We start from the raw sequence: 20,581 nt of genomic DNA on the forward strand, positions 1-20,581 counted from the left end.
CCGATTACTCCGCTGCGATGGATTTGAGTTTCGGGGTCGCGCCGTGCTCGTACTCCTCAAGAAAATCGAGGACCTCTTGGCGGTAGGCGTAGTAATCGGGGTGTTCCAACAGCGCCTTGCGCGTACGGGGGCGGGGCAGTTTCACATCCGTGATTTTGCCGATCGTCGCCTGCGGCCCGTTCGTCATCATCACCACGCGATCCGCCAGGAGGATCGCCTCATCGACGTCATGGGTGACACAGATCGCGGTGACCTTGGTGCGCGACCAGACTTCCATCAGGACTTCCTGAAGCTCCCAGCGGGTCAGACTGTCGAGCATTCCAAATGGTTCATCCAACAACAAGAGTTTAGGTGACAAAGCAAAAGCACGAGCAATTCCAACGCGTTGCTTCATTCCATTCGACAGGCTCGCGGCCCCTTTGTTCATACTGTCGGCTAGGCCGACCCGTTCAAGATAATATTCCACCACGTCCTGACGTTCCGCTTGGGACGCTTTGGGGTAAACCTTGTCCACACCAATCGCGACGTTTTCCTTGGCCGTCAGCCATGGGAACAGATTGGGCGATTGAAAAACCACGGCGCGTTCGGGGTCTGCGCCTTCCACGTTCCAGCCATCCAGCCGGATCGCCCCTTTGGAGATCGGGTTGAGACCAGCGGCCATGGTCAGCACCGTGGATTTACCGCAGCCCGAATGCCCGATGAGTGAGATAAATTCGCCCTTGTTGATTTTTAGATCGAAATTCTCGACCACCGTTAACGGACCTTTGGGCGTGGGGTAGACCTTGTCGAGTTGCGAGAAATTCAAGAACCGCTCCTCGATCCCGCCTTCCTGTACTTTAGCCACCGCCGCAGGCACTCCGTGAATCGGCGTCACATTTGGCAGGGTGCGGGTTTCTTCGACCTTAGAGGCAATTCCAACGTCCATTAGGTAGGCCGTGACCTGACCACGCAACGCCTTGAAGATGGCATCATTGTTCATCGCGATCCGGTCGCGCGGGCGGGGAATATCGACCTTGAATTCATCACCCAAAGTGCCGTCAGGGTTCAGCGCGATGATGCGGTCGGCCAGAATGATCGCTTCGTCCACATCATTGGTGATCAACACGCAGGTCTTTTTGTCCGTGTCCCAAATCGCCTCGATTTCGTCCGCAAGATTGGCACGGGTCAGCGCGTCAAGCGCTGACAGGGGTTCATCGAGCAGCAACATTTCGGGGTCCATGGCCAGCGCGCGAGCCACATTCACGCGTTGGCGCATCCCGCCTGACAGCTCGGCCGGACGGCGCGTGGCGGCGTGGGACAGGCCCACCATGGCAACGTAGTGATCGACTTTTGCGGCGCGGTCGGCTTTGGACGATTCAGGAAACATCGTGTCCACGGCCAACGCCACATTGCCGCTCACAGTCAGCCACGGCATCAACGAATAACTTTGAAAAATGACGCCCCTTTCGCGACCGGGCTGCGTGATTGGCGCGCCCTTGTAGGTAAGGGTGCCTGAGGTGGGCTGTTCCAGCCCTGCCATAAGATTGATCAACGTGGTTTTACCTGTGCCGGAAAACCCGAGGAGGACAACGAATTCTCCCTCAGTTACATCAAGATTGATGTCTTTCAGAACCGCCATGTCGCCATAGCTTTTTGAAACACCTTTGATTTGTAAAATACTCATGCTGATCACCGATTGTTCGAGAATGTGAACATGGACTGAAGCGCATACATCACGCGGTCCAACAGGAACCCGATAATGCCGATGGTGAACACGGCGACCATGATGCGGGCCAGCGATTGGGACGATCCATTCTGGAACTCGTCCCAGACGAATTTGCCAAGGCCAGGGTTCTGGGCCAGCATTTCTGCGGCGATCAAAACCATCCAACCCACGCCAAGCGACAGGCGCAATCCGGTGAAGATCAATGGCAAAGCCGAAGGCAGAACCAATTTGGTGATCTTGGTGTAGGTGTTCATTCTTAAAACGCGCGACACGCTAACAAGGTCTTTGTCGATGCTGCTGACGCCGAGGGCCGTGTTGATCAACGTGGGCCAAAGCGAACACAGCGTGACCGTGATGGCAGAAACGAGGAATGATTTCTCGAACCACCCGTCATTGGTTGTGTAAACCGCTGAGACGATCATGGTGACAATCGGCAGCCACGCCAGTGGGGAAACCGGTTTAAAAATCTGGATCAGCGGGTTCAGCGCGGCATTTGCTGTAACCGACAAACCCGCAGCAATACCCAACGGAATGGCCACAATGGAGGCAATCAGAAACCCGAAGAAAACGGTTTTGATCGAGGTCCAGATTTGATCGTAATAGGTGGGTTTGCCGGTGTAGATGCGGTCGCGGACGCGGTCTGTATCACCGTTGGCGATATGTTCGGCGTTGCGCGCATCTTGGCGCTCGTAGAAGGCAATCTCTTTTTCGCCTTCCCGTATGGCGTCTTGGCGCAGCTCGCCGACCTGTTCCCAGACTTGCATGGGTCCTGGCACTGCCCCAAGTGACGTTTGCACCGTTGGGGCAAGTGTCGCCCACAGTGTCACAAATACCGCAATCGCAAGAAGTGGCACACCAAGCAGTTGCCAGATTTCCCCGGCCTGCGCGCGTGGGTTGTCGCCTGCGGCGGCCCTTAGAACCGGCGTCAACCATGACAGGCCAAGCACACGAAACCATGCATCAGCCTTGTTGATACGTGCAAAGCGGCGCGCGCGGCGGGTTTCATCATCAAGTGCGGTGGGGTCAATCGCGGTCATATCGGGTATCCAATTGCTGCTTTTGGAAATGGATTAGCCCGCCCCGCATTTACGCAAGGCGGGCGATCGGGCTTAGCCTTGGATTTCGCCGTCAAGGACGGTTTGGCCGGACTTCAGGCCAATCGGCAGGCTGTCGATATAGGCATTGGGTGCACGACCATCGTAGGAGATGGCATCAATGATATCGCTGGCAGGGGTCGGGGCTTTGAACCCGTCAGTGTCCCACGGGAAGTCAGCCTCATTCGCCAAGCCTTCGTCGACAAGCATACGCGCGGCGTCGAGGTAGATGTCTGGGCGATAGACGTCAGCTGCGGTTTCAAAATACCACTCATCAGACATCGTTTCAGGGATTTGGCCCCAGCGGCGCATCTGCGTCAGGTACCAGATCGCATCGGAATAAAACGGATAGGTCGCGTTGTAGCGAAAGAACACATTGAAATCAGGTGCAGGGCGCACGTCGCCTTCTTCGAATTCAAAGAAACCTGTCATTGAATTGGCGATGACTTCGGCGTCCGCGCCGACATATTCAGGCCGCGACAACATCTCGACCGCGTCTTTTCGGTTGGCGTTGTCGTTTTCATCCAGCCAGATGGCGGCGCGGATCAGCGCCTTGGTCAGTGCTATCGTGGTGTTTGGATATTCCTCTGCAAATTCAGCTGTGATGCCGAACACCTTTTCGGGGTTGTTGTTCCACATGTCGTCATCGGTGATCACCGGAACGCCAACGCCTTTGAAGACAGCCTGTTGGTTCCACGGTTCACCGACGGCGTACCCAAAGATCGTGCCTGCTTCCATCGTGGACGGCATTTGCGGCGGCGGTGTTACAGACAACAAAACATCCGCGCCAATTTGACCTGAAATGTCCTGTTCGCTGTAAAATCCGGGCTGCAAACCGCCAGCCGCCAGCCAGTAGCGGATTTCATAGTTGTGGGTCGATACTGGGAAAACCATGCCCATATTGAACGGCTCACCACGATCTAGATAATCTTCTACCACGGGCGCCAAAGCGCTTGCGCTGATGGGATGTTGCGGGCGGCCATCAGCCATCAGGGGCACATTTGGGCGCATTTCGTCCCAAATTTCATTGGATACCGTGATGGCGTTACCGTTCAGGTCCATCGAAAACGGTGTGATGATATGCGCCTCGGTGCCGTACCCGATTGTTGCGGCCAGCGGCTGACCTGCGAGCATGTGCGCGCCGTCCAACTCTCCGCTGATCACGCCGTCCAGCAGCACTTTCCAGTTGGCTTGCGCTTCGAGTGTCACAAACAAACCCTCGTCCTCAAAATACCCCAACTCATAGGCCACCGCGAGCGGGGCCATATCTGTCAGTTTGATAAAGCCAAGTGTGAGGTCTTCTTTTTCAAGATCCAAAGATTGGGCCGCTGCCGTTGTCGCCAACAGGCTGGAGGTGGCCAGTAAGATCGCAAGTGTCTTTTTCATCATTTAATCCTTTCAACGCCTTGAGAGGCGAAAAACAAAAAAAGCCGCACGTAGGGGCCACGGGGGAGGAGGTCCGTGATCCATACGAGCGGCTTTGCTCAAGGAGGTACGCCACCGACATCAGTGAGCGCGTATTCGCGGGCTTCGTTGCCCCTTGTTGTGATGATGAACCCGCGCGATCCAAGAGTGCAATCGCTTTGCTGCATCGCCGCATGGATTCATGCCGCAATGCAGAAAGTGCTTAGGATTTAGGCGTTATTTCGAGGAAAAATCGAAGGTTCTGCCGTTAAAGAAGGCATCAGGTGCAAGAATCATATGGCCGCGACTAGACGCCACTGCCGTTTCAAAGTGCAGCGCGCCTTCTTCTTTCTCCGAGGCACCGGGCATGTCAGCGCCAATGCCTGCCAGGTTTTGCCGATAAAGGTCAGCTCGAAAACATGCCTTGGCCTTTTCTATCCCTGCAGCATCTGCCCCAAGCTGGGATGCGATCCATGCGGCCTGACTGCGCCAAGGAAATGTTGCTGCATGTTTATGAAACTGCAAGAAGCGACCCACTGGTGTCGGAGCAGTGTTATGTCGGGTGATGATATCGCCAGAAAGTGCGGGATCAATAAGGTCGGGTGACATACTCAGGTGTTCGCTGCGGGCGAGAATTTCGACCGCTAATGGTTTGTTCCTTTGGGCATCAAGCCAGGCAGATGCCTTATAGACCGCGCGCATCAGCCGCGCGGCTGCATCGCCGTTCGTCTCGACCCAATCATGGCGCGCCGCGAGGACCTTTTCAGGGGCGAATTGCCAAACATTCCGGCCCATCATCATCAGCTGAGCCACCTCTTGTCTGACTGCGACACTCCCCCAAGGCTCACCGACCCAGAACGCATCAACGAACCCATCTGCAACGGCATCGGCCATACGCGGCGGCGGCACCGTGATTTTTTCGATCTGCAAACCGGATGCAGTCGATGCCCAATAAGATAGCAAGAGGCGGTGCATAGAGTAGTGAAAGGGCACACCAACGCGCAGCTTTGCGCCTTTGCGCGCACTCAGCGCCGCCAAGATGGCATCGGCATCACCGAACGGTATCGCCCCAAGGTCAGCCGCCACCTCGTTTGAAACGCCGAACACTGTGCCATTGACGGACAAAACCATCAGCGTATCGACCCGCGCAGGAAGCCCGCCAAAGCCAATCGACATCGCCACAGGCATGGGTGAAAGCATTTGTGCAGCGTCCAAATGCCCCAGTGCGAGCATATCGCGCAGGGCCGACCAAGACGGCTGACGCACGAGATTAAGAGCCAGCCCCTCTTCGGCCGCAAACCCAAGCTCTTTGGCGATCACCAACGGGGCGCAATCTACCAAAGGCACATAGCCACAATTCAGGACGGCGTTGCTCATGACAAAAGATCCGCTGCGGTCACAAGGGCATGGGCAACGTCGATGACTTTGCGGTTCTGGCTCATCGCGGTCGTGCGCAGCAGAGTGTAGGCCGCGTCCTCCGACATGTCGCGCTGGCGCATCAAAATACCCTTGGCGCGATCAATTGTCTTTCGATCTTCTAATGCCTGTTTGGCCGCATCCAGTTCCGATTGCATCTGGCGCATGATCTTGAACCGCGCAATTGCTGTTTCCAGAACGGACTTGATCCTCTCCATCTTGAGGCCGTCAACGACATAGGCGCTCACACCTGCGCTCAGCGCCGCTTGCGTCAGAGTGTCATCCGTCTGATCAACAAACAGCGCGACGGCCCGTTTGGATGTCTCGGTCGCATCCGAAATATGTTCAAGCGTGTCGCGATCAGGGTTGGCAAGATCGATCAATACAATATCGGGGGCGAATTCTTTGACGGTCCGATCCAAAGCCGACATTTGCGCCAGCGCTTTAACGTCCGACCAGCCTGCATCATTCAAGGCATCAATAATCGCGCGCACTCTTGCGGGATCGGGCTCAACAACGAGAATGCGCAATTTTTGGTTCATGGCGCTGTAAGACGTCCATGCTTGGATATGGTCAATGCCAAACTCGCGGAATGTCTCTGTCGTTGGATTTCAACAGCACGCAAAATAAGCGTGAAAGGCAGAGATGCGTATTTTTAGGGCAGCCTAGAATAACTGGCCTCGTGTCTCTCTGAAACAATGAGGCTAGCTAGTTCACACGACAAGCAGATATACCACGGCGATGCAGCCCGTTGAGCGTTGCCGCTATGAAGGATTTTAACATTTCAGTTTTCGATTTCGCAGCGTGCCGAGGTCAGGTGGAAGCCTAGCAGTCCAGTAGATGTTTTGCGCGAAAGACTGTCCTAGCCATTTGGACTGTGACGGCATTCTGACTTTCTTGGCTGCGAGCATGAACCTCTGATTTTTCCGCCGCTTGGCAACCCAGAGTATTATGCACTAGCCGCAATTTTTTGTGCTGCGAGCGCGCGGAGCGAAAAAGTCGAATTTACGCAATGGACTCTATCCTGCCGACTGCCGCGGGAGGCATGAAGGCCTGTCCTGGTTTGGCGAACGGGAGTGGCCATCCGCCAACTTCGTTCAGATATCGATGCGTTCAGCGATGCTTAACGCATCTTCCAGTTCGACACCCAAATAACGCACTGTGCTATCGACCTTTGTGTGGCCCAACAAAAGTTGGACGGCGCGAAGGTTGCCCGTCTTGCGGTAAATCTCCGCAGCTTTGGTTCGACGCATCGAGTGTGTACCGTATCCGCTGGGTTCCAGACCAATCGCTGTAACCCAGTCTCGCACAAGTCGACCATATTGACGTGTTGAGATATGCGGCCGGTCGTGGAAGCGGCTCGGGAACATAAAGCGGCACCCGATCATCTCAGGTGATCTTACCCACGTAATGACGGTATCGCGTGTGTTTTCAATAAGTTCGAACTGAACGGGTTTCTTGGTTTTACGCCGGATCACCGAAACCCGTTCACGAACGCGATCATCTTTGACCAAATCGGTCACGGTGAGTTTGACCAGATCACAGCCGCGCAACTTGCTATCAATGGCAACGTTGAACAACGCAAGGTCACGAAGGTGGCCTGCAAGTTCAAGTCGCGCACGGATGGCCCACACTTGTTTGGGAAGCAACGGTCGTTTCTGACCGATGATCCGACCTTTATTCCAGGCTTTTCGTTTCGGGATGACTGCGGGAAGTTGGACTCTTGGCATAATATGCCCTCCGATCCGCCCTCCATTCCCAGACATCAGCACAGCGCTGACGAGAAGAACATAGCATTGGTTTGAATCGACGCTCGTGCGAAGGCGTGGGAACGCTGTATTCCTGCCAGGGCATTCGGCCGCAACGAGCCCACCTCGACCGATGCTGTGCATTGCATGAAGGTATGTTACGCGCGGCTATTATGTCTGGTTCAGACAGAAAATGAGACTTCATACCACTCGGTTATTACCGTCAAAGCTAGCCCCTCAGGCGTCGTCATCCACTGCTTCAAATACTTCCAAGGCGGCATTAAGCGCGTTGATCGCGGATGGGAAGCCGCCGTAAAGTGACATTTGCCATATCGTTTCTGCGATTTCTTCTTGGGATAATCCGGCTTTGCGCCCGCCCGCGATATTGACCATCAGTTGTGGCCGTGTCTGACCACCCAATGCAGTCAAAGCGGCGATTGTCGCCAAATACCGGTCACGCAGGGGTAACCCGGGTCGGGCATATTGGCGACCATAGGCAAAATCGACCACCCCTTCGGCCATTCCAGGGAGCAAGTGGCCATAGCGCGCATTCAGCGCGTCTTCCATCCCTGGGTTCAGACGTTCAGAGAGGTCTCTGCCTGTTTGTGTTATATCTTCTGCCATGTTGCTTCCTACTTTAAGCGTTTTTTCACACACCAACGCCTAAGACCCTGTCATCTGGTATTCAGGGACATCGCGAAACTCACGCACAAGAAAATCAATGAAGACACGTGTTTTTGGAGCGAGGTTGCGCTTGTCGGCGAACATGATGGCGATATCAGTGCTTGGCGGTGAATACTCAGGTAAAACATGGACCAACTCACCTGACTGGAACTTTCGATCCGTCAGATAACAAGGCAGCCGCGCGACGCCGATCCCGGCAAGTGCTGCGCGATAGACAACGTCGGTGCTGTTTCCCTCAAACCGGCCTTGTGGTTCAAAGCCTTGTCCAGTGAATGGGTCGGGGTCGGCCCAAGAGTTTCGTTTGCTGTTTCCAGCAATCCTCAGGCAATTGTGCTGCTTCAATTCGTCGAAAGTTGCAGGGAATCCCCACCGTTCCAGATAGGCAGGTGCAGCGCATAACACCCGGCGGCTTTGCATGATGCGCCGGACCATAATATCGGGAATTGTGCGCTGTTCGGCGAAACAGATGGTGGCGTCGAATCCCTCGCTCTGCAGATCGACAACGCGGTCTGTAAGCTCCAAAGATACTTGAACATCCGAGTTCTCCTCAAAAAATTGAGGCAACGCCGGGATCAATTGCGATTTACCAAACGCAACACTGCACGCGATTTTGAGCTTACCACGCGGGATACCATCCAAGTTCAGGATCAGCGCCTCTGCCTCTTTGAACTTTTCGGCCATAGCTTTGCATTTTTCGTAGAATTCCTGACCTTCCCCGGTCGGCGATACGCCAGTCCGGGTGCGATTGAGCAAGCGGTAGTGAACCTGATCTTCAAGCAGACCGATTTGTTTGCTGACCGCAGAGGGCGTCTGACCAATCGTCCGTGCCGCGGCCGAGATGCTGCCCTGCTCGACAACAGTTGCAAAGATCAACATCTGTGCAGAAATATCCATTGTTCATCTCACTGCTGTGCCAACTCGGAACAGGCCCTTTGCCAAATCGCCCAATTGTGAGCGCTATCGGATCTTCGTATCTCTGCAGTGCAGCATAAATACTGCATCGCAGCAATAGACGAGGTAACAACATGGCAACTATAAGCTCAAGAAGCAGGCTAGACGTCGTTTTGGATGCTGGCCGCACAATCTTTCAACAGAAAAACGATCATATGAAACAGGCTCTGGCCAGACGTAAAGTCTATCACGCCACGTTTTCCGAGCTTTCGGCACTCACTGACCGTGATCTGAAAGACCTGGGGATTCCGCGCAGCAACATCAAACGCATCGCTATGGAGGCCGCTTATGACCGCTAGCCCCAATACCACTGGACCCGAGGGCCATCACATCGCCACAAGCGCTTTGACACAGAACGCGCCGGTTTTTCTGGAGGCATTGGCGCGGTTCGGCGGCAATGCGATGGCGAAGGCAAAATCCGTACTGCGCGCCGTTCAAATGGCCCGCATGTTATCCACGCTTTCGAAAATGAGTGATGCGCAATTGGCGATGATTGGCATCCAGCGCTCCGACATACCCCAATACGCAAAGACACTGATGGCCGAAGACTAGCGTAACAGGTCAATTGGATAAAGAAATACAAGAAAAGTGCCGGCTCTCGCTCCTCCCAGAGTAGGCCAGCACAAGCGGCGGCGAAAAACCAATAGGGAGCGCCAAAGCACAGGGCCAGCATCTTCACCTCCTCCCGAAGGTGCTGGCCCACGATTTCTTTTCTGGATCAGGAGGCCCGTGCAATGCGTCTCAATAGCCATCCTAGGGTCAGGACCCATTAATTGGCTTGATGCTGAATCATTGCTGTGATTCAGGTTCCCCAAATATTGGGGGGAACGATGAGCAATCTCTACTGGCTAACTGAAGAACACATGAAGCGATTGCGACCGTATTTTCCCAAAAGCCGAGGTCGACCACGCGTAGATGACAGGCGTGTATTGAGTGGAATTATCTTCATTAATCGCAATGGTTTACGCTGGTGTGATGCGCCTCCGGAGTATGGTCCACCCAAGACATTGTACAACCGTTGGAAGCGGTGGAGCGATATGGGAGTATTCGCGCGGATCATGACGGGATTGGCGGCAGAGGCGCCCGACCATAAGACCATCTCAATTGACGCGACTTATCTCAAAGCACACCGCACAGCCTCAAGCCTGGGGCTCAAAAAGGGGGGCGCGGACGTCTGATAGGGCAGACCAAGGGTGGTATGAACACCAAGTTGCATGCCGTCACGGATACAAGTGGGCGCCCAATTCAGTTCTTTGTCACCGCCGGTCAGGTCAGCGACTATACTGGTGCCGCGGCCTTGTTGAGCAGTCTGCCAGATGCTGAATGGCTGCTCGCGGATCGAGGCTATGACGCAGACTGGTTCAGAGAAGCCTTAATCGACAGGGGTATCACTCCATGTATCCCTGGCCGTAAGTCACGCAGCAAGACCATCAAATACGACAAGCGCCGCTACAAACGCCGCAATCGGATTGAGAGAATGTTCGGTCGCCTCAAAGATTGGAGACGCATCTCAACGCGCTATGACAGGTGCCCCAAAGTCTTCCTCTCAGCTATCGCTCTCGCCGCAACCGTCATATTCTGGTTATGAGTCTGGAACCTAATGGAATTCAGGTCTGTCGCCTTTCGGCAGCCAGCCAAAAGAGTATTTGCGATCATTTTCAACGACTTGACCTTACATCCCGTTGGGCACGGTTTTGTGGAGCAATCAGTGACGAAGATGTCTTGAAATACGCACAGAACATATTCCGCCATAACGCGGTTGTCTGCGGCGCATTAGTCGAAGGACAGTTGCGGGGTGTTGTTGAACTGCGCGGTCTCTTTCAGTCCTGGCCATCAACGGCGGAAGCCGCATTCTCTGTCGAACCTGACTGGCAGAATATCGGGATCGGGGATGCGTTGTTTGAACGCATGTTCGCCATGGCCCGGAACCGCGGCGTCAGGACCATTCAAATGATTTGCCTGAAAGAAAACAGCCGCATGCGACACCTCGCGGCAAAGCACGATGCGCAGCTGCATTATGATCAGGACGCAACCGAGGCTATTCTTCGTCCTTTCTGGCCCACACCGGCGTCCCTGATGGAGGAAATCGTCGGAGAAACCAGGAGCTATGCTCACAGGCTATTTGAATGAAGCAGTCTTCCAAACCGCTTCAGCATATCGCTGCCTCGTCGATGACCTGAAAGATCGACAGTTTATCCTAGTTGTCGACCGCATGAATGACCGGACTCGCTGCCGCTTTGCAGCAGCAAGGCTTTCGCTCACGCGGCATTTCCTTCGCTGCGAGCGCACGCAGCGAGACGCAGACCCTTCTGCTATGGGCTCATCGCCGCCATTAGATCGGTCGCAGCATGCTCACCTTTAGGATGATGCCACCCCAGAAAGGACGGCCCTTTCCGGACTTTCGCCCGACCTTCAAGATGCTGCGGACGCAGCCCGCATTGCCGACATTCGTTGCAAGTGCAAAATCTGATGGTGTGCGAACTCACACATCGCGGGACGAACCTCCCCTTGACAAAACCGGAATCAATGGCCGTTTTGCGGCCAATGCGCTGATTTGCGATGCCCGTAATCTAGTGGCAACATGGCGTGCTGACTTCGACTACTATCCACATATGATCCCCATAACACCGAAGCGGCCATTCGATACGGTCACAAGCCATAGTCGTCGCTCGCCGGGTTAAGTGCCTGCTTCAGCATAAACGGTCTTGAGAGCATCGAAATGGTCTGAGAACGCCTTCGTTCCTTCGCCAATCACAGAGACTTCGCCAATTTCAATTTGTTCTCGCAAAGTGGGGACGACCCGTTCCCACCGATGTGCCATGACTTTTATTCCAATGAGTTGTCTGTCAGGCGGGAGTGACCTTCGATTGTGCGCGGCAAAGAGTTGCTCCGCCTCGCTGTCAAAGAGAAAAACGAAGAGAACTGATCTGTTCGTCATGTCAAATGTGACGGGTACGAAAGTTTCGCCAACAACGTAGCCGTGAATGATGAAGACTTTTTGTGAGTCGGTCGCAACTGCTAACGGCGCTTTCGGATCAATTTGGATTTTAGCAAGTTCGCACACAAAAGGTGTGGCCTTACCCATATCCTGCGCCAACTCGAAAAACGCAGGAACAGAACTGAACGTGTTCGCTCCATCACGCAGCAACGAGTCGCGGAATTCCGAAAAAATCGTAGGCTCGCTCGGGCGGCGGTCATGGAAAAGGGCAAAATTGGCGCAGACTCCAACAGCCCGGTCTACACTGTCAACGACTGAGACTATTTCCTCCTTCGTTCGGGCAAAATCGGTCAACAAACCATCGGCATGGTGATCAAAATCGGGGACAGTCGGGTCAATGTACAATTCTGGATTCTGAAGTTGGGCTTCCAATAGCAACGATCTAGTGGCGTGGGCCACGGGGCGAACAATAAGATCTTCGTGCACTCGCGCACCGTCAACTTCTGTCATCGCGGCTGCGATCACCATGTTTCGGCAACGATCCACAAGGGTGATGCAGTTAAAAAATATCATGAGCTCCCAGTAAAAATGCACGGGTGAGTATCCGCCGATATCGGGATCTTCCATTGCACGCTGCGTGGCAGGGAGCAGCGAAAGCAAAGCGAATAAGTCAGCGCGCGCTTCTTCTTGAAGGTGGGGCAATGATACGCAGGATCCGCTTGAGGGGTCTTGAAACGACTTCAGTATCTGCGCCTTGACCTCATCAGGATAGGGAAATTGATTTAGGGTGTGCGTCAATGCGTCAGCTATTACATCTGGATCAAGAGCATCATCGAACATTTTTAATTTGCCAGCGCGGGACACCACATGACCAATTTCATGAACCACAGGACCCATCCACAATGTCAACGTCGCCTCGCCTATCGGTAATACTTCAAGTTCGCGCCAGCGCTCGCGCCAGTCTATCTTGTGGTCGATGAACGAAATGTTGTTGAGACTTTCGCCTCGGGCCAGAAGCAATGCCCCAAGATCTGGATCACCATGCAAAAGCGACATCTCAGCCATGATACGGTAAATGGTCTGCTGGGCGACTTGCTCACGTAACTCACCCTTGAACGCGTCTTCGGAAAACACTCTGCGTACATCGGCTGAGAGAGAAAGGTATGACCTGCTGCAGACGATCGGAGTTGGCTCAAAACCAGAGAGGCAAAAGAACGACGCCGGGGCGTGTTCTGCCCAAAACACCCGAAAGATGTCACCGAATTGCTCCGTTAGATCTTGCAGAGTCTTGGTCAAAACGGTGGGATTGCTAAAGTCGTGCGGCGAAATCTTGGCCCCGCGACCCAGTGCAGTTGTGATTGCCGCCTTGATCGCCATTTTACTAAAGTCGTCATAGTCCGCCATGACGCTTCACCCCACTAGGTTTGCTGTGAGCGTCGCAGGAATTCATCGAGAAGTTCCGGCGTGGGATTGTTAACCTCCCAATCGCCGAGCTTTAACGTGACGTCGGACTTGTTGGTCATATATGTTTTCAAAAGATCAACCAAATGCGGCAGCATCGTCGCCGCCACGCTTGCAATCACCATCCACTCCCCGGCAGAACCATCTAGGTTAGCTCGGCCAGTGATCATGGCTTGACTATCTTCCATTTCATTGACTGAATTAGCGAGTTCTTCGGGTCGTTTGCCCTCGGATGTGATGACAACTTCAAATTTCTCTTGGTCGGTCATACTGCAATATCCATCTTAAAAAACGAAATTGGTGCAATTTTTTTTGGTACTCTTATTAGGTGTTATCATAGCTAAGATTGCCCACGAATCAAATCTACTTGAACTTGTTCCAGTCAGTCTCTTTCAAATTGCGTTCGTATGCGTTGGGTGCAGCGAACCTCATGGAAGTGGCCCTACTTATAGATGCTGCACCGCATCGACCTGCTAGAGTTGCAGTTTCTTTGTATCAGGATCGCCATGCGCTCGATTTCATCGGTCTCGGCCGTTATCTCGTTTCTTTTTTGGGTTTGAGTTGTTTCGGAACGCGGAAGGCATCCAATGCACCTTTCGCATCTGACCCTGAGATGGACATACCGATAACAACTTGCCTGTCTGCATCTGGTAGTAGGTCCTTGGCAGCCAATGCTTCGCGGGCATAGCGTTCTTTACCCTTTTGTGCCGTAGCGGATCATCCTTTATCGGCCTTGCAGCGTGCGTCGAAGGATCGGATCTCGTTACTTATGACTGACATACAGCTTTACGTTTCTCTCAAAGAATCTGACGTTCGTGCAGAGCGCAGCATCTGTGATTTTGGGCTCTTCGCGGCCATCGGAGGCAATGCAGCATCCGCAGTTTATGGCTGTTGCGCCACCTTCGTGGACGGCCCAAAGCCGACCTTTAGAGCATTTTGCAGTTGCTGCGGTGGCAGCCCGCATTGCCGACTTTCGCTGTGATTGCACCCATGTCTGCCACTTATGCATGTTGCGCAAGTATCGGGGACGAAAACCGCCCCCGATGTTAGGCGACCGTGCTCACTTTGCCGATGCGCTGAACCGGACGCGAAACACTTCGGCGTCTTCGGATGAGCGACCAAGCAAGGCGTCATCCGCATCGCTCCAAGGACGCAGGATAAGTGACTTACCGGCATAGGTTTGTTCGGGGCTGTCATCCGTCAGGGGCAGCGCAAAGATCGGATCGGCAACGGGATGCGGGTCGTCCGTTACGATGATCGCATAGTCGCTATCGGTGTTCAGCGTAATCACATCGTCGATTGACTGAAACAAGTGCCCGCCGGACAACATATCCATCGCCGCATCACGGGCCGGTTGGATCGCCAGAAACGTTGGATCACTATGCAGGGCTGCACGGTTTGCCGCTGACGGCCAACTGGCGAGGCTGCCGGTTTTTGGGGTGCCGGCTGCGAAATTGGTCGCGATCAGGCCAAAACCGGCCATGATATCAAGCCCATGTTTGGCCATTGTGGTGGCCATGGCAGGGAAGTATTCACCATACATCCATTCTTCTTTGCCAGACGTCACCGTACCAAAGCCAAATTCAATGCGTGCGTCGGGTGTTAGTACTAGTTGAGCGGTCATGGTTTATCTCCTTTTATATCAATTGAGTGTGGCGCAGTTCAGCTGTGTGCTTTGTGAAGTGCAGCGTAGTTTTCGGGGGTCACGATCTCGCCGGTTTCGACATAGTATTTCAGGCCAAATAGATGCTTTCGCAGGGATTTCGCCATCTGACCGCGCATCATGTACTTCATGATATCGGGCCGGAACGCATTGAATGACGTCATTTTGAGCGCGGTCTTATCTGCCGCAACAGCAGTCACCTCATAGATCGCCGACATCTCGCTTACGAAAGGCAGATTGTGCGCGACGACTTCGATCTTGAAGCCGTCTGAGCCATTCACTGCGACAATCTTCTCGTCAAGGAACAGTTTTTCGCTGAACTTGCAGTGCCTGACGCTATGCAGCTCACCTTTTGTGCCGCCGTGCATATAGTTTGACGTGACCATCGTCGGGTTATGGATATGGATATCGCCGTACTGATGAAACAGCACATCCCAAACGCGATCCATAGAGGCATTGATGATTTCGTTGAATTCGGTGCGGTTCATTTTGCTTGCCATGTTGACCTCTAGTTCTTGTGTGCCTCAGACCTAAGCGCGTCAAAAATGATTTGAAATAACTGAATATGGGGGTTTACGGTGCATAAATCGACCACCCTTTTCGAGGACGCCCATGGCCAAGCTAGATTGGAACGATATCAAGGTTTTCCTCGCCCTGTTCCGGGGGCGATCCGTTCGCGCAGCAGCCGGTGAATTGGGGATGAGCCACTCAACGGTCTCCCGCCATCTGACAGATTTGGAAACCAGTCTGGGGGCCGTATTATTCACCCGTTCACGGGACGGCCTGCTCGCCACCGCCACGGCCGAGCAGATCTTTGCAAAGGCCGAACGAGTGGAAGGCGAAGTAATCGATCTGCAACGCGAGGCCGACAGTTTGGATACCGCGCTAGCAGGTCAGGTGCGCGTGACTTCACCACCGCTCCTTTCGCAATATATGCTCATGCCACATCTGGCTGCCTTCACGCGGCAGTATCCCGGTATCGAAATCATCCTGCATTCAAGCTTTGCGATTGATGATCTGATGAAGGGCGCATCTGACGTTGCCTTTCGATCCCAATTTGATCCAAACGATAATCTTGTCGGCCGCAGTCTGCCCGAATTCGTCGACCGCGCGTATGCATCGCCGGATTACATTGCCCAACATTCCTTTGACGGCAATCAAACCGATGCAACGTGGATCGGACGCGGGATCATCGACCCGAGCCATGGCTGGATCAAAGACGGCCCTTTCCCCGACTCCGCTGTAAGACACCAAATACCTGACATGTTGGATATGGCAGAAGCCGCAAAGGAAGGGCTGGGCATGGTTGTCTTACCCTGCTTTTTTGCAGATGCATTGGATGGCCTCGACCGTATCCCCGGAACCGGCCCGGTTTCATCCCGACCCGGTTGGGTTCTCACCCATCCCGACCTGCGCTCATCTGTCCGTGTGATGACCTTTGTTCGATTTCTGGTGGCTGAGATGACGAAACAAGAAGCGATGATTGTTGGAGATATAGGGTCGACTGCCTAGGCGCCAATACGTTATGAGATCACAAATGCAGACGAAGTTAGCCTTTGCTAAGGCAGTGCCATAGTCAGCTTAGTATCAAATTCCAGACCAGCCGCCGCGCGTCGTCCCGGCTCTCGTATTCCGCCATCGTGGGCGCTCGCTGCGACGGCGAAATTGGCTGATGTCTGAATCCATACCATGCGGACCAAACGGCCTTTGGATTTCAGTCATGGCGCGGGAAACTGCGGCACATTACCTCTCTGAAGTCCCAACATTGCAATTTTCACGTAGGCCGAGAAAGCAGACTTACGCATCCCTCGGCATGGGATTGGCGCCTGGAAAATGTTTTGACCGCCAGTTGACAAAACGGTTGCTATAAGATACCTAACAATTGTTAGAGAAATTAGGCATACCGAAAGATACCACAATGACATCAACACACACAGTTAACGTTAAGACATCCGCCGCCCACGCCTGGAAAATCATCGGCGAAGAATTCGTCCCGGTTGACAAATGGATGGAGGCCATCTCACGGGCAGAAGCCATCCGCGGTCCAGCCTTGCCCGGCGCGCCTGCCAAAGGTCGAACATCCCATCTGCGCGGTAAATATTCGCATGTGTATCAGTCAGAAGTCATCACGGCCTACGGTGACGCCGCCCGTACCATCAGCACCGAGGTAACGATCCACAACCTTCCACGCATGGTACCGATGAAGGGCTACAACGCCACAATCGTCGTCAAAGAAACCGGGCCAGAGAATTGCTCGATTACCTATACCGGCGAAGCCCGGACCAAATGGTTTGGCAAACCGATGAAAAACGCGCTAACAAAATCAATGGACGCTGGATATCTTCGCGGCCTTGAAGAACTGGCCCACTATATCGAAACTGGAGAGCAGCACCCGCGCAAAGTTGAAACGGTTCAAGCCGACGCAGCCATGACAGCGGCGTAATCTTCTGACAGATTTGCAGGTAGGCGAACGAGGGTAGAATCATCAAAGACATATCTATTAAATCACGACTTATCGACGCGGGCAGAACCCTCTTCGCGGACCGTGGCTATGCAGGCACATCGGTCCGCGAAATATGCAAATTGGCAGACGCCAGTTCCACCATGATCCATCACTATTTTGGGTCTAAAGAGGGGCTTTATGATGCGATCATCGATGAATTCACGTCAGCCACATTTGAAGTTCCACTACGCTTGATTGAAAAGCCGCCCAAGACACGGGAAGAATTCGTATTGCGTCTTGAGATGTTCATTTCTGAGACGTTTCGCGCTCTGTTAGCTCAGGCGCCGGTGTTTCGTATTATCGCGCGTGAAAGCAAAAAATTTGTTGGCGCGTCCCAATTTCATACGGGGCTTGCCACCTATCTGATCGCGGCACAAGACGCGGGATTTTTAAGCGCTGATCTAAAAACTGAACTGGTTACAGGGATTGTTCTGGACCGCCTTGGCGGGCAGATAATGTACGTATCCAGGGCGCCGGAAGATCAGCCCAATGTGCTAAATGATGAAGATTATGCCGAAGAATGGCTAAGTGCCAATACCGCTGTATTGATCCATGGACTGGCCAAGAGCGATTAGTCCGGACCTAACACACGAGGCCAATGCCAAAAATTGGCGAGTTTCCATGGTTAGCATCGCCGGTCATTCGTTTGTTGGAGCCTGCCAATTATTCGATCCTCCTCATTTAACGGCCACGGAGGATGATCGGCGCCTCCCGGCCCATTGCGGCCTTTGGTGGAGGGTTGCGATGCTGCAGTGCAGCTTCCCAAGAGCAGACGTTCATTTTTCTGCCTACCGTCCAGCCCGCAATCGGATCCTTCACTGCTGAGACAAGCTTCTCGTCCAAGCCCTATTGACAGCGGGGAAGCAAAGAGTGTGACTGACAGCAGGATTGGAGGCGACGTCATGACCGTTCCCCTGGACCAGTGGAAAGCTGTAGTTGAACACGGCGACGTGGTCTCGGCGCGTGACTTGCTGGACCAGCATCCGGACCTGGTTGGCCAGGTCAATGCCCAGATTTTTGCCTTCGACAGTTCTGCCATCTTTGCCTGTCGACACAACATCGAGATGGTTGACCTCCTGTTGGAAAATGGGGCCGACATCAATGCCAAGACCGGCTGGCCGGCTGGAGGCTTTGGCATCCTAGAAGGGATCGAGCCTGAAGTGGCCGAACCACTGATCGCACGCGGTGCGGTTGTGGACATTTGGGCAGCGGTCAGTTTGGACAAATTGGAGCGCGTGCGAGAACTACTACGGCAAACGCCACAGCTAGTTACTGCTGGTGGCGGCGATGGTGTGCATCCGCTGCATTACGCGCGCAACGTTGCGATGATCGATTTCCTTGTGGCCAATGGTGCCGACGTGAATGCAAGATGCGTCGATCACGGCTCGACGCCATTGCAGTACCTCATTCAGGACGAAGTGTTGGTGCGGCGTTTGTTAGATCACGGCGCGGCGCCGGATATCTTCATGGCCGCTTATTGGGGTGACACCTCCATTGTAGAAACCTGCCATCGGACTGATCCAGAGTGCTGCAATGTGCGCATGGGCGCTGGCGAATGGACCAACCTTGGTAAAGGAGACATCTATAAATGGAAAATTGGCCATGATTTCACCCCGATGGATGCAGCACGGTCTCTGGGTCATCTCGATGTCGCAGCGTCTATCCTCAGTCTTTCTTCGCCGACAACAAAGCTCTTTGACGCAATCTGGCAAGCAGATGAGGCAACAGCCGAAGCTATCGCAACAGCGAATCCCGCCACATTGGCAGGCTTAATCGAAGAAGATCCTGCTGCAATGTGCCGGGCCGCTTGGGAGAACAAAGTAGGAGTAGTCTCGCTGTTAATGAAGTTAGGCTTCGATCCTCATCAAACAGGGGTCCACGACTCCACGCCCTTGGACCGTGCAGCATTTCACGGATACACTGACGTTATCAAATTGCTTCTTCGTCAAGACCCCAAGCCGCCACTGCACAATCTGAATGAATTCGGCGGTACGCCATTGGGCGCGAGCCTGTTTGGCATGAAGCATGGATGGGACACCGGGCATGCGAGAAACCATGTCGAAGCGGCACGCTTGCTGATTGAGGCGGGGTCTGCCGTATCGGAGCAAATGCTGGGTGCGGGAAACCTTGAAACCGACGCGCTAATCCGGGACCATCTGTAGCAAGGGCCAATTTCTGGCTCCGGCCCAAAGCCGCCGTTGGCCACCACATCCCCATGCTGCGGTGGCAGCCCGCATTGCCGCCATTCGCTGCACTCGCAAAATCAGTCGATGGTCGGACTCACACTCCACGGACAAAGCTGCCGGTCGGGGTGCTTTGTTGAACGCCCGCTTTTGGTGTTTGGGAGAGAATTGTCATGATCGCGTAGTTCGAGCGTTGGTCTTGCGAATGGAGGAAGGTGAGCATCCGTAGAGCTTTGAGAAGGTCGCATTAAAGCGTCTCTGTCCAGCCCCATTTCTATGGGCCACTTTTGAGCAATGTTTCTGGAATTGGCGGACGCATGTTTAAAGCCTGATGGGGTCGAACACGATTGTACTGTCTGAGCCATGTATTGATGACGATCTGTGCCTGTTTCGTGGTGTGGAACCATTCAGCATTCAGGACTTCTCGGCGCAGCGTGCCATTGAAGCGCTCGTTGTATCCGTTCTCCCAGGGTGACCCCGGGTATATCTGGATCGGCTTAATCCCGACCTTTCTCAGCCAGTCTTGTAGTGCTGTTGCGATGAACTCTGAGCCATTGTCCGAACGAATGTATACGGGTTTCCCGCGCCGCAAAAGCAGTGGGTAGAGCGCATCCAGCACATCCGCGCTGTTCATCTTTGGTTTGACCGCGACACACAGTGCCTCACGGGTATATTCATCCAGCACCGTGAGCATCTTGTAGGGCCGCCCGTTGCTCAGTTTGTCGTGCACAAAATCGACGCTCCAGATGTGATTGGGATGTTGCGGCCGCAGCCGGATGATTGAGCTGTCCTTGTGGTACAGTCGCCTGCGTTTCTTGTGTCGCCTTGGAA

The 20,581-nt window shown here is 53.9% G+C and carries 21 protein-coding genes; 8 read left to right on the top strand and 13 right to left on the bottom strand.

Annotation, left to right across the window (positions count from 1 at the left end; genetic code table 11):
* Positions 1-4: 4 nt before the first annotated feature.
* From DHN10_RS09730 to DHN10_RS09765, 8 genes are all read right to left on the bottom strand, one after another.
* On the bottom strand, positions 5-1,663 hold the full coding sequence (locus DHN10_RS09730; RefSeq protein ID WP_108815096.1) for an ABC transporter ATP-binding protein: 1,659 nt from the start codon (positions 1,661-1,663) through the stop codon (positions 5-7).
* 5 nt (positions 1,664-1,668) lie between these two features.
* Positions 1,669-2,742, bottom strand: a complete 1,074-nt coding sequence (locus DHN10_RS09735; protein ID WP_108815097.1) for an ABC transporter permease — start codon at positions 2,740-2,742, stop codon at positions 1,669-1,671.
* A gap of 72 nt (positions 2,743-2,814) precedes the next feature.
* Positions 2,815-4,185: a CmpA/NrtA family ABC transporter substrate-binding protein gene (locus tag DHN10_RS09740; protein ID WP_108815098.1), complete on the bottom strand. Its 1,371-nt coding sequence runs from the start codon at positions 4,183-4,185 to the stop codon at positions 2,815-2,817.
* A gap of 255 nt (positions 4,186-4,440) precedes the next feature.
* Positions 4,441-5,580 (bottom strand): CmpA/NrtA family ABC transporter substrate-binding protein, encoded by a 1,140-nt coding sequence (locus DHN10_RS09745; RefSeq protein ID WP_108815099.1) that lies wholly within the window; start codon positions 5,578-5,580, stop codon positions 4,441-4,443.
* Positions 5,577-6,161 carry an ANTAR domain-containing response regulator gene (locus DHN10_RS09750; RefSeq protein WP_108815100.1) on the bottom strand — a complete coding sequence of 195 codons (585 nt, stop codon included), beginning with the start codon at positions 6,159-6,161 and terminating at the stop codon, positions 5,577-5,579. The genes DHN10_RS09745 and DHN10_RS09750 overlap by 4 nt, the downstream gene beginning before the upstream one ends.
* Positions 6,162-6,716: 555 nt before the next feature.
* Positions 6,717-7,349, bottom strand: a complete 633-nt coding sequence (locus DHN10_RS09755) for a tyrosine-type recombinase/integrase (RefSeq protein WP_108815101.1) — start codon at positions 7,347-7,349, stop codon at positions 6,717-6,719.
* 255 nt (positions 7,350-7,604) lie between these two features.
* On the bottom strand, positions 7,605-7,991 hold the full coding sequence (locus DHN10_RS09760; RefSeq protein WP_108815102.1) for a carboxymuconolactone decarboxylase family protein: 387 nt from the start codon (positions 7,989-7,991) through the stop codon (positions 7,605-7,607).
* Between the two features lie 39 nt (positions 7,992-8,030).
* Positions 8,031-8,945, bottom strand: a complete 915-nt coding sequence (locus DHN10_RS09765) for a LysR family transcriptional regulator (RefSeq protein WP_108815103.1) — start codon at positions 8,943-8,945, stop codon at positions 8,031-8,033.
* Between the two features lie 212 nt (positions 8,946-9,157).
* Between DHN10_RS09765 and DHN10_RS09770 the strand changes: the two genes are divergently transcribed.
* From DHN10_RS09770 to DHN10_RS09785, 4 genes are all read left to right on the top strand, one after another.
* The gene (locus tag DHN10_RS09770; protein WP_108815177.1) at positions 9,158-9,301 is read left to right on the top strand and encodes a DUF1127 domain-containing protein; all 144 of its coding nucleotides are present in this window, start codon (positions 9,158-9,160) and stop codon (positions 9,299-9,301) included.
* Positions 9,291-9,554, top strand: coding sequence for a DUF1127 domain-containing protein (locus DHN10_RS19710; protein WP_159086967.1), 264 nt, complete (start codon positions 9,291-9,293; stop codon positions 9,552-9,554). Before DHN10_RS09770 ends, DHN10_RS19710 begins: the two co-directional genes overlap by 11 nt.
* Before the next feature lie 278 nt (positions 9,555-9,832).
* Positions 9,833-10,590 (top strand): IS5 family transposase gene (locus DHN10_RS09780; protein WP_108815104.1). Its coding sequence is split into 2 segments (ribosomal slippage): positions 9,833-10,151 and positions 10,151-10,590, totalling 759 coding nucleotides; the frame shifts between segments, so codons are not numbered across the junction.
* Positions 10,587-11,132 (top strand): GNAT family N-acetyltransferase, encoded by a 546-nt coding sequence (locus DHN10_RS09785; RefSeq protein WP_108815105.1) that lies wholly within the window; start codon positions 10,587-10,589, stop codon positions 11,130-11,132. Before DHN10_RS09780 ends, DHN10_RS09785 begins: the two co-directional genes overlap by 4 nt.
* A 547-nt stretch (positions 11,133-11,679) precedes the next feature.
* Here DHN10_RS09785 and DHN10_RS09795 read toward each other — a convergent pair.
* From DHN10_RS09795 to DHN10_RS09810, 4 genes are all read right to left on the bottom strand, one after another.
* Entirely contained in the window at positions 11,680-13,344 is a 1,665-nt protein-coding gene (locus tag DHN10_RS09795; RefSeq protein WP_108815107.1) for a hypothetical protein, read from the bottom strand.
* A gap of 14 nt (positions 13,345-13,358) precedes the next feature.
* The gene (locus DHN10_RS09800; RefSeq protein ID WP_108815108.1) at positions 13,359-13,670 is read right to left on the bottom strand and encodes a hypothetical protein; all 312 of its coding nucleotides are present in this window, start codon (positions 13,668-13,670) and stop codon (positions 13,359-13,361) included.
* A 791-nt stretch (positions 13,671-14,461) separates the two neighbouring features.
* On the bottom strand, positions 14,462-15,025 hold the full coding sequence (locus DHN10_RS09805) for a hypothetical protein (RefSeq protein ID WP_108815109.1): 564 nt from the start codon (positions 15,023-15,025) through the stop codon (positions 14,462-14,464).
* Between the two features lie 38 nt (positions 15,026-15,063).
* Positions 15,064-15,552: a hypothetical protein gene (locus DHN10_RS09810; RefSeq protein ID WP_159086968.1), complete on the bottom strand. Its 489-nt coding sequence runs from the start codon at positions 15,550-15,552 to the stop codon at positions 15,064-15,066.
* A gap of 124 nt (positions 15,553-15,676) precedes the next feature.
* On the opposite strand from DHN10_RS09810, the gene DHN10_RS09815 reads away from it, so the two are divergent.
* From DHN10_RS09815 to DHN10_RS09830, 4 genes are all read left to right on the top strand, one after another.
* Positions 15,677-16,576 (top strand): LysR family transcriptional regulator, encoded by a 900-nt coding sequence (locus tag DHN10_RS09815; RefSeq protein ID WP_108815111.1) that lies wholly within the window; start codon positions 15,677-15,679, stop codon positions 16,574-16,576.
* 406 nt (positions 16,577-16,982) lie between these two features.
* Positions 16,983-17,507: an SRPBCC family protein gene (locus DHN10_RS09820; protein ID WP_108815112.1), complete on the top strand. Its 525-nt coding sequence runs from the start codon at positions 16,983-16,985 to the stop codon at positions 17,505-17,507.
* Between the two features lie 71 nt (positions 17,508-17,578).
* Positions 17,579-18,142, top strand: a complete 564-nt coding sequence (locus tag DHN10_RS09825) for a TetR/AcrR family transcriptional regulator (protein ID WP_267895715.1) — start codon at positions 17,579-17,581, stop codon at positions 18,140-18,142.
* Positions 18,143-18,319: 177 nt separating this feature from the next.
* Entirely contained in the window at positions 18,320-19,729 is a 1,410-nt protein-coding gene (locus DHN10_RS09830; protein ID WP_159086969.1) for an ankyrin repeat domain-containing protein, read from the top strand.
* Positions 19,730-20,024: 295 nt separating this feature from the next.
* Here the strand turns inward: DHN10_RS09830 and DHN10_RS09835 are convergent.
* A partial coding sequence (locus DHN10_RS09835) for an IS3 family transposase (protein WP_159086970.1) occupies positions 20,025-20,581 on the bottom strand: 557 nt, incomplete at its 5' end.

It is taken from the genome of Loktanella sp. Alg231-35 (genome assembly GCF_900143545.1).
In the GTDB taxonomy this organism is placed as follows: domain Bacteria; phylum Pseudomonadota; class Alphaproteobacteria; order Rhodobacterales; family Rhodobacteraceae; genus Yoonia.

Coding starts and splice junctions, on each gene's coding strand:
- DHN10_RS09730 (WP_108815096.1), bottom strand. CDS start 1,663: ATGAGTATTTTACAAATCAAAGGTGTTTCAAAAAGCTATGGCGACATG.
- DHN10_RS09735 (WP_108815097.1), bottom strand. CDS start 2,742: ATGACCGCGATTGACCCCACCGCACTTGATGATGAAACCCGCCGCGCG.
- DHN10_RS09740 (WP_108815098.1), bottom strand. CDS start 4,185: ATGAAAAAGACACTTGCGATCTTACTGGCCACCTCCAGCCTGTTGGCG.
- DHN10_RS09745 (WP_108815099.1), bottom strand. CDS start 5,580: ATGAGCAACGCCGTCCTGAATTGTGGCTATGTGCCTTTGGTAGATTGC.
- DHN10_RS09750 (WP_108815100.1), bottom strand. CDS start 6,161: ATGAACCAAAAATTGCGCATTCTCGTTGTTGAGCCCGATCCCGCAAGA.
- DHN10_RS09755 (WP_108815101.1), bottom strand. CDS start 7,349: ATGCCAAGAGTCCAACTTCCCGCAGTCATCCCGAAACGAAAAGCCTGG.
- DHN10_RS09760 (WP_108815102.1), bottom strand. CDS start 7,991: ATGGCAGAAGATATAACACAAACAGGCAGAGACCTCTCTGAACGTCTG.
- DHN10_RS09765 (WP_108815103.1), bottom strand. CDS start 8,945: ATGGATATTTCTGCACAGATGTTGATCTTTGCAACTGTTGTCGAGCAG.
- DHN10_RS09770 (WP_108815177.1), top strand. CDS start 9,158: ATGAAACAGGCTCTGGCCAGACGTAAAGTCTATCACGCCACGTTTTCC.
- DHN10_RS19710 (WP_159086967.1), top strand. CDS start 9,291: ATGACCGCTAGCCCCAATACCACTGGACCCGAGGGCCATCACATCGCC.
- DHN10_RS09785 (WP_108815105.1), top strand. CDS start 10,587: ATGAGTCTGGAACCTAATGGAATTCAGGTCTGTCGCCTTTCGGCAGCC.
- DHN10_RS09795 (WP_108815107.1), bottom strand. CDS start 13,344: ATGGCGGACTATGACGACTTTAGTAAAATGGCGATCAAGGCGGCAATC.
- DHN10_RS09800 (WP_108815108.1), bottom strand. CDS start 13,670: ATGACCGACCAAGAGAAATTTGAAGTTGTCATCACATCCGAGGGCAAA.
- DHN10_RS09805 (WP_108815109.1), bottom strand. CDS start 15,025: ATGACCGCTCAACTAGTACTAACACCCGACGCACGCATTGAATTTGGC.
- DHN10_RS09810 (WP_159086968.1), bottom strand. CDS start 15,552: ATGAACCGCACCGAATTCAACGAAATCATCAATGCCTCTATGGATCGC.
- DHN10_RS09815 (WP_108815111.1), top strand. CDS start 15,677: ATGGCCAAGCTAGATTGGAACGATATCAAGGTTTTCCTCGCCCTGTTC.
- DHN10_RS09820 (WP_108815112.1), top strand. CDS start 16,983: ATGACATCAACACACACAGTTAACGTTAAGACATCCGCCGCCCACGCC.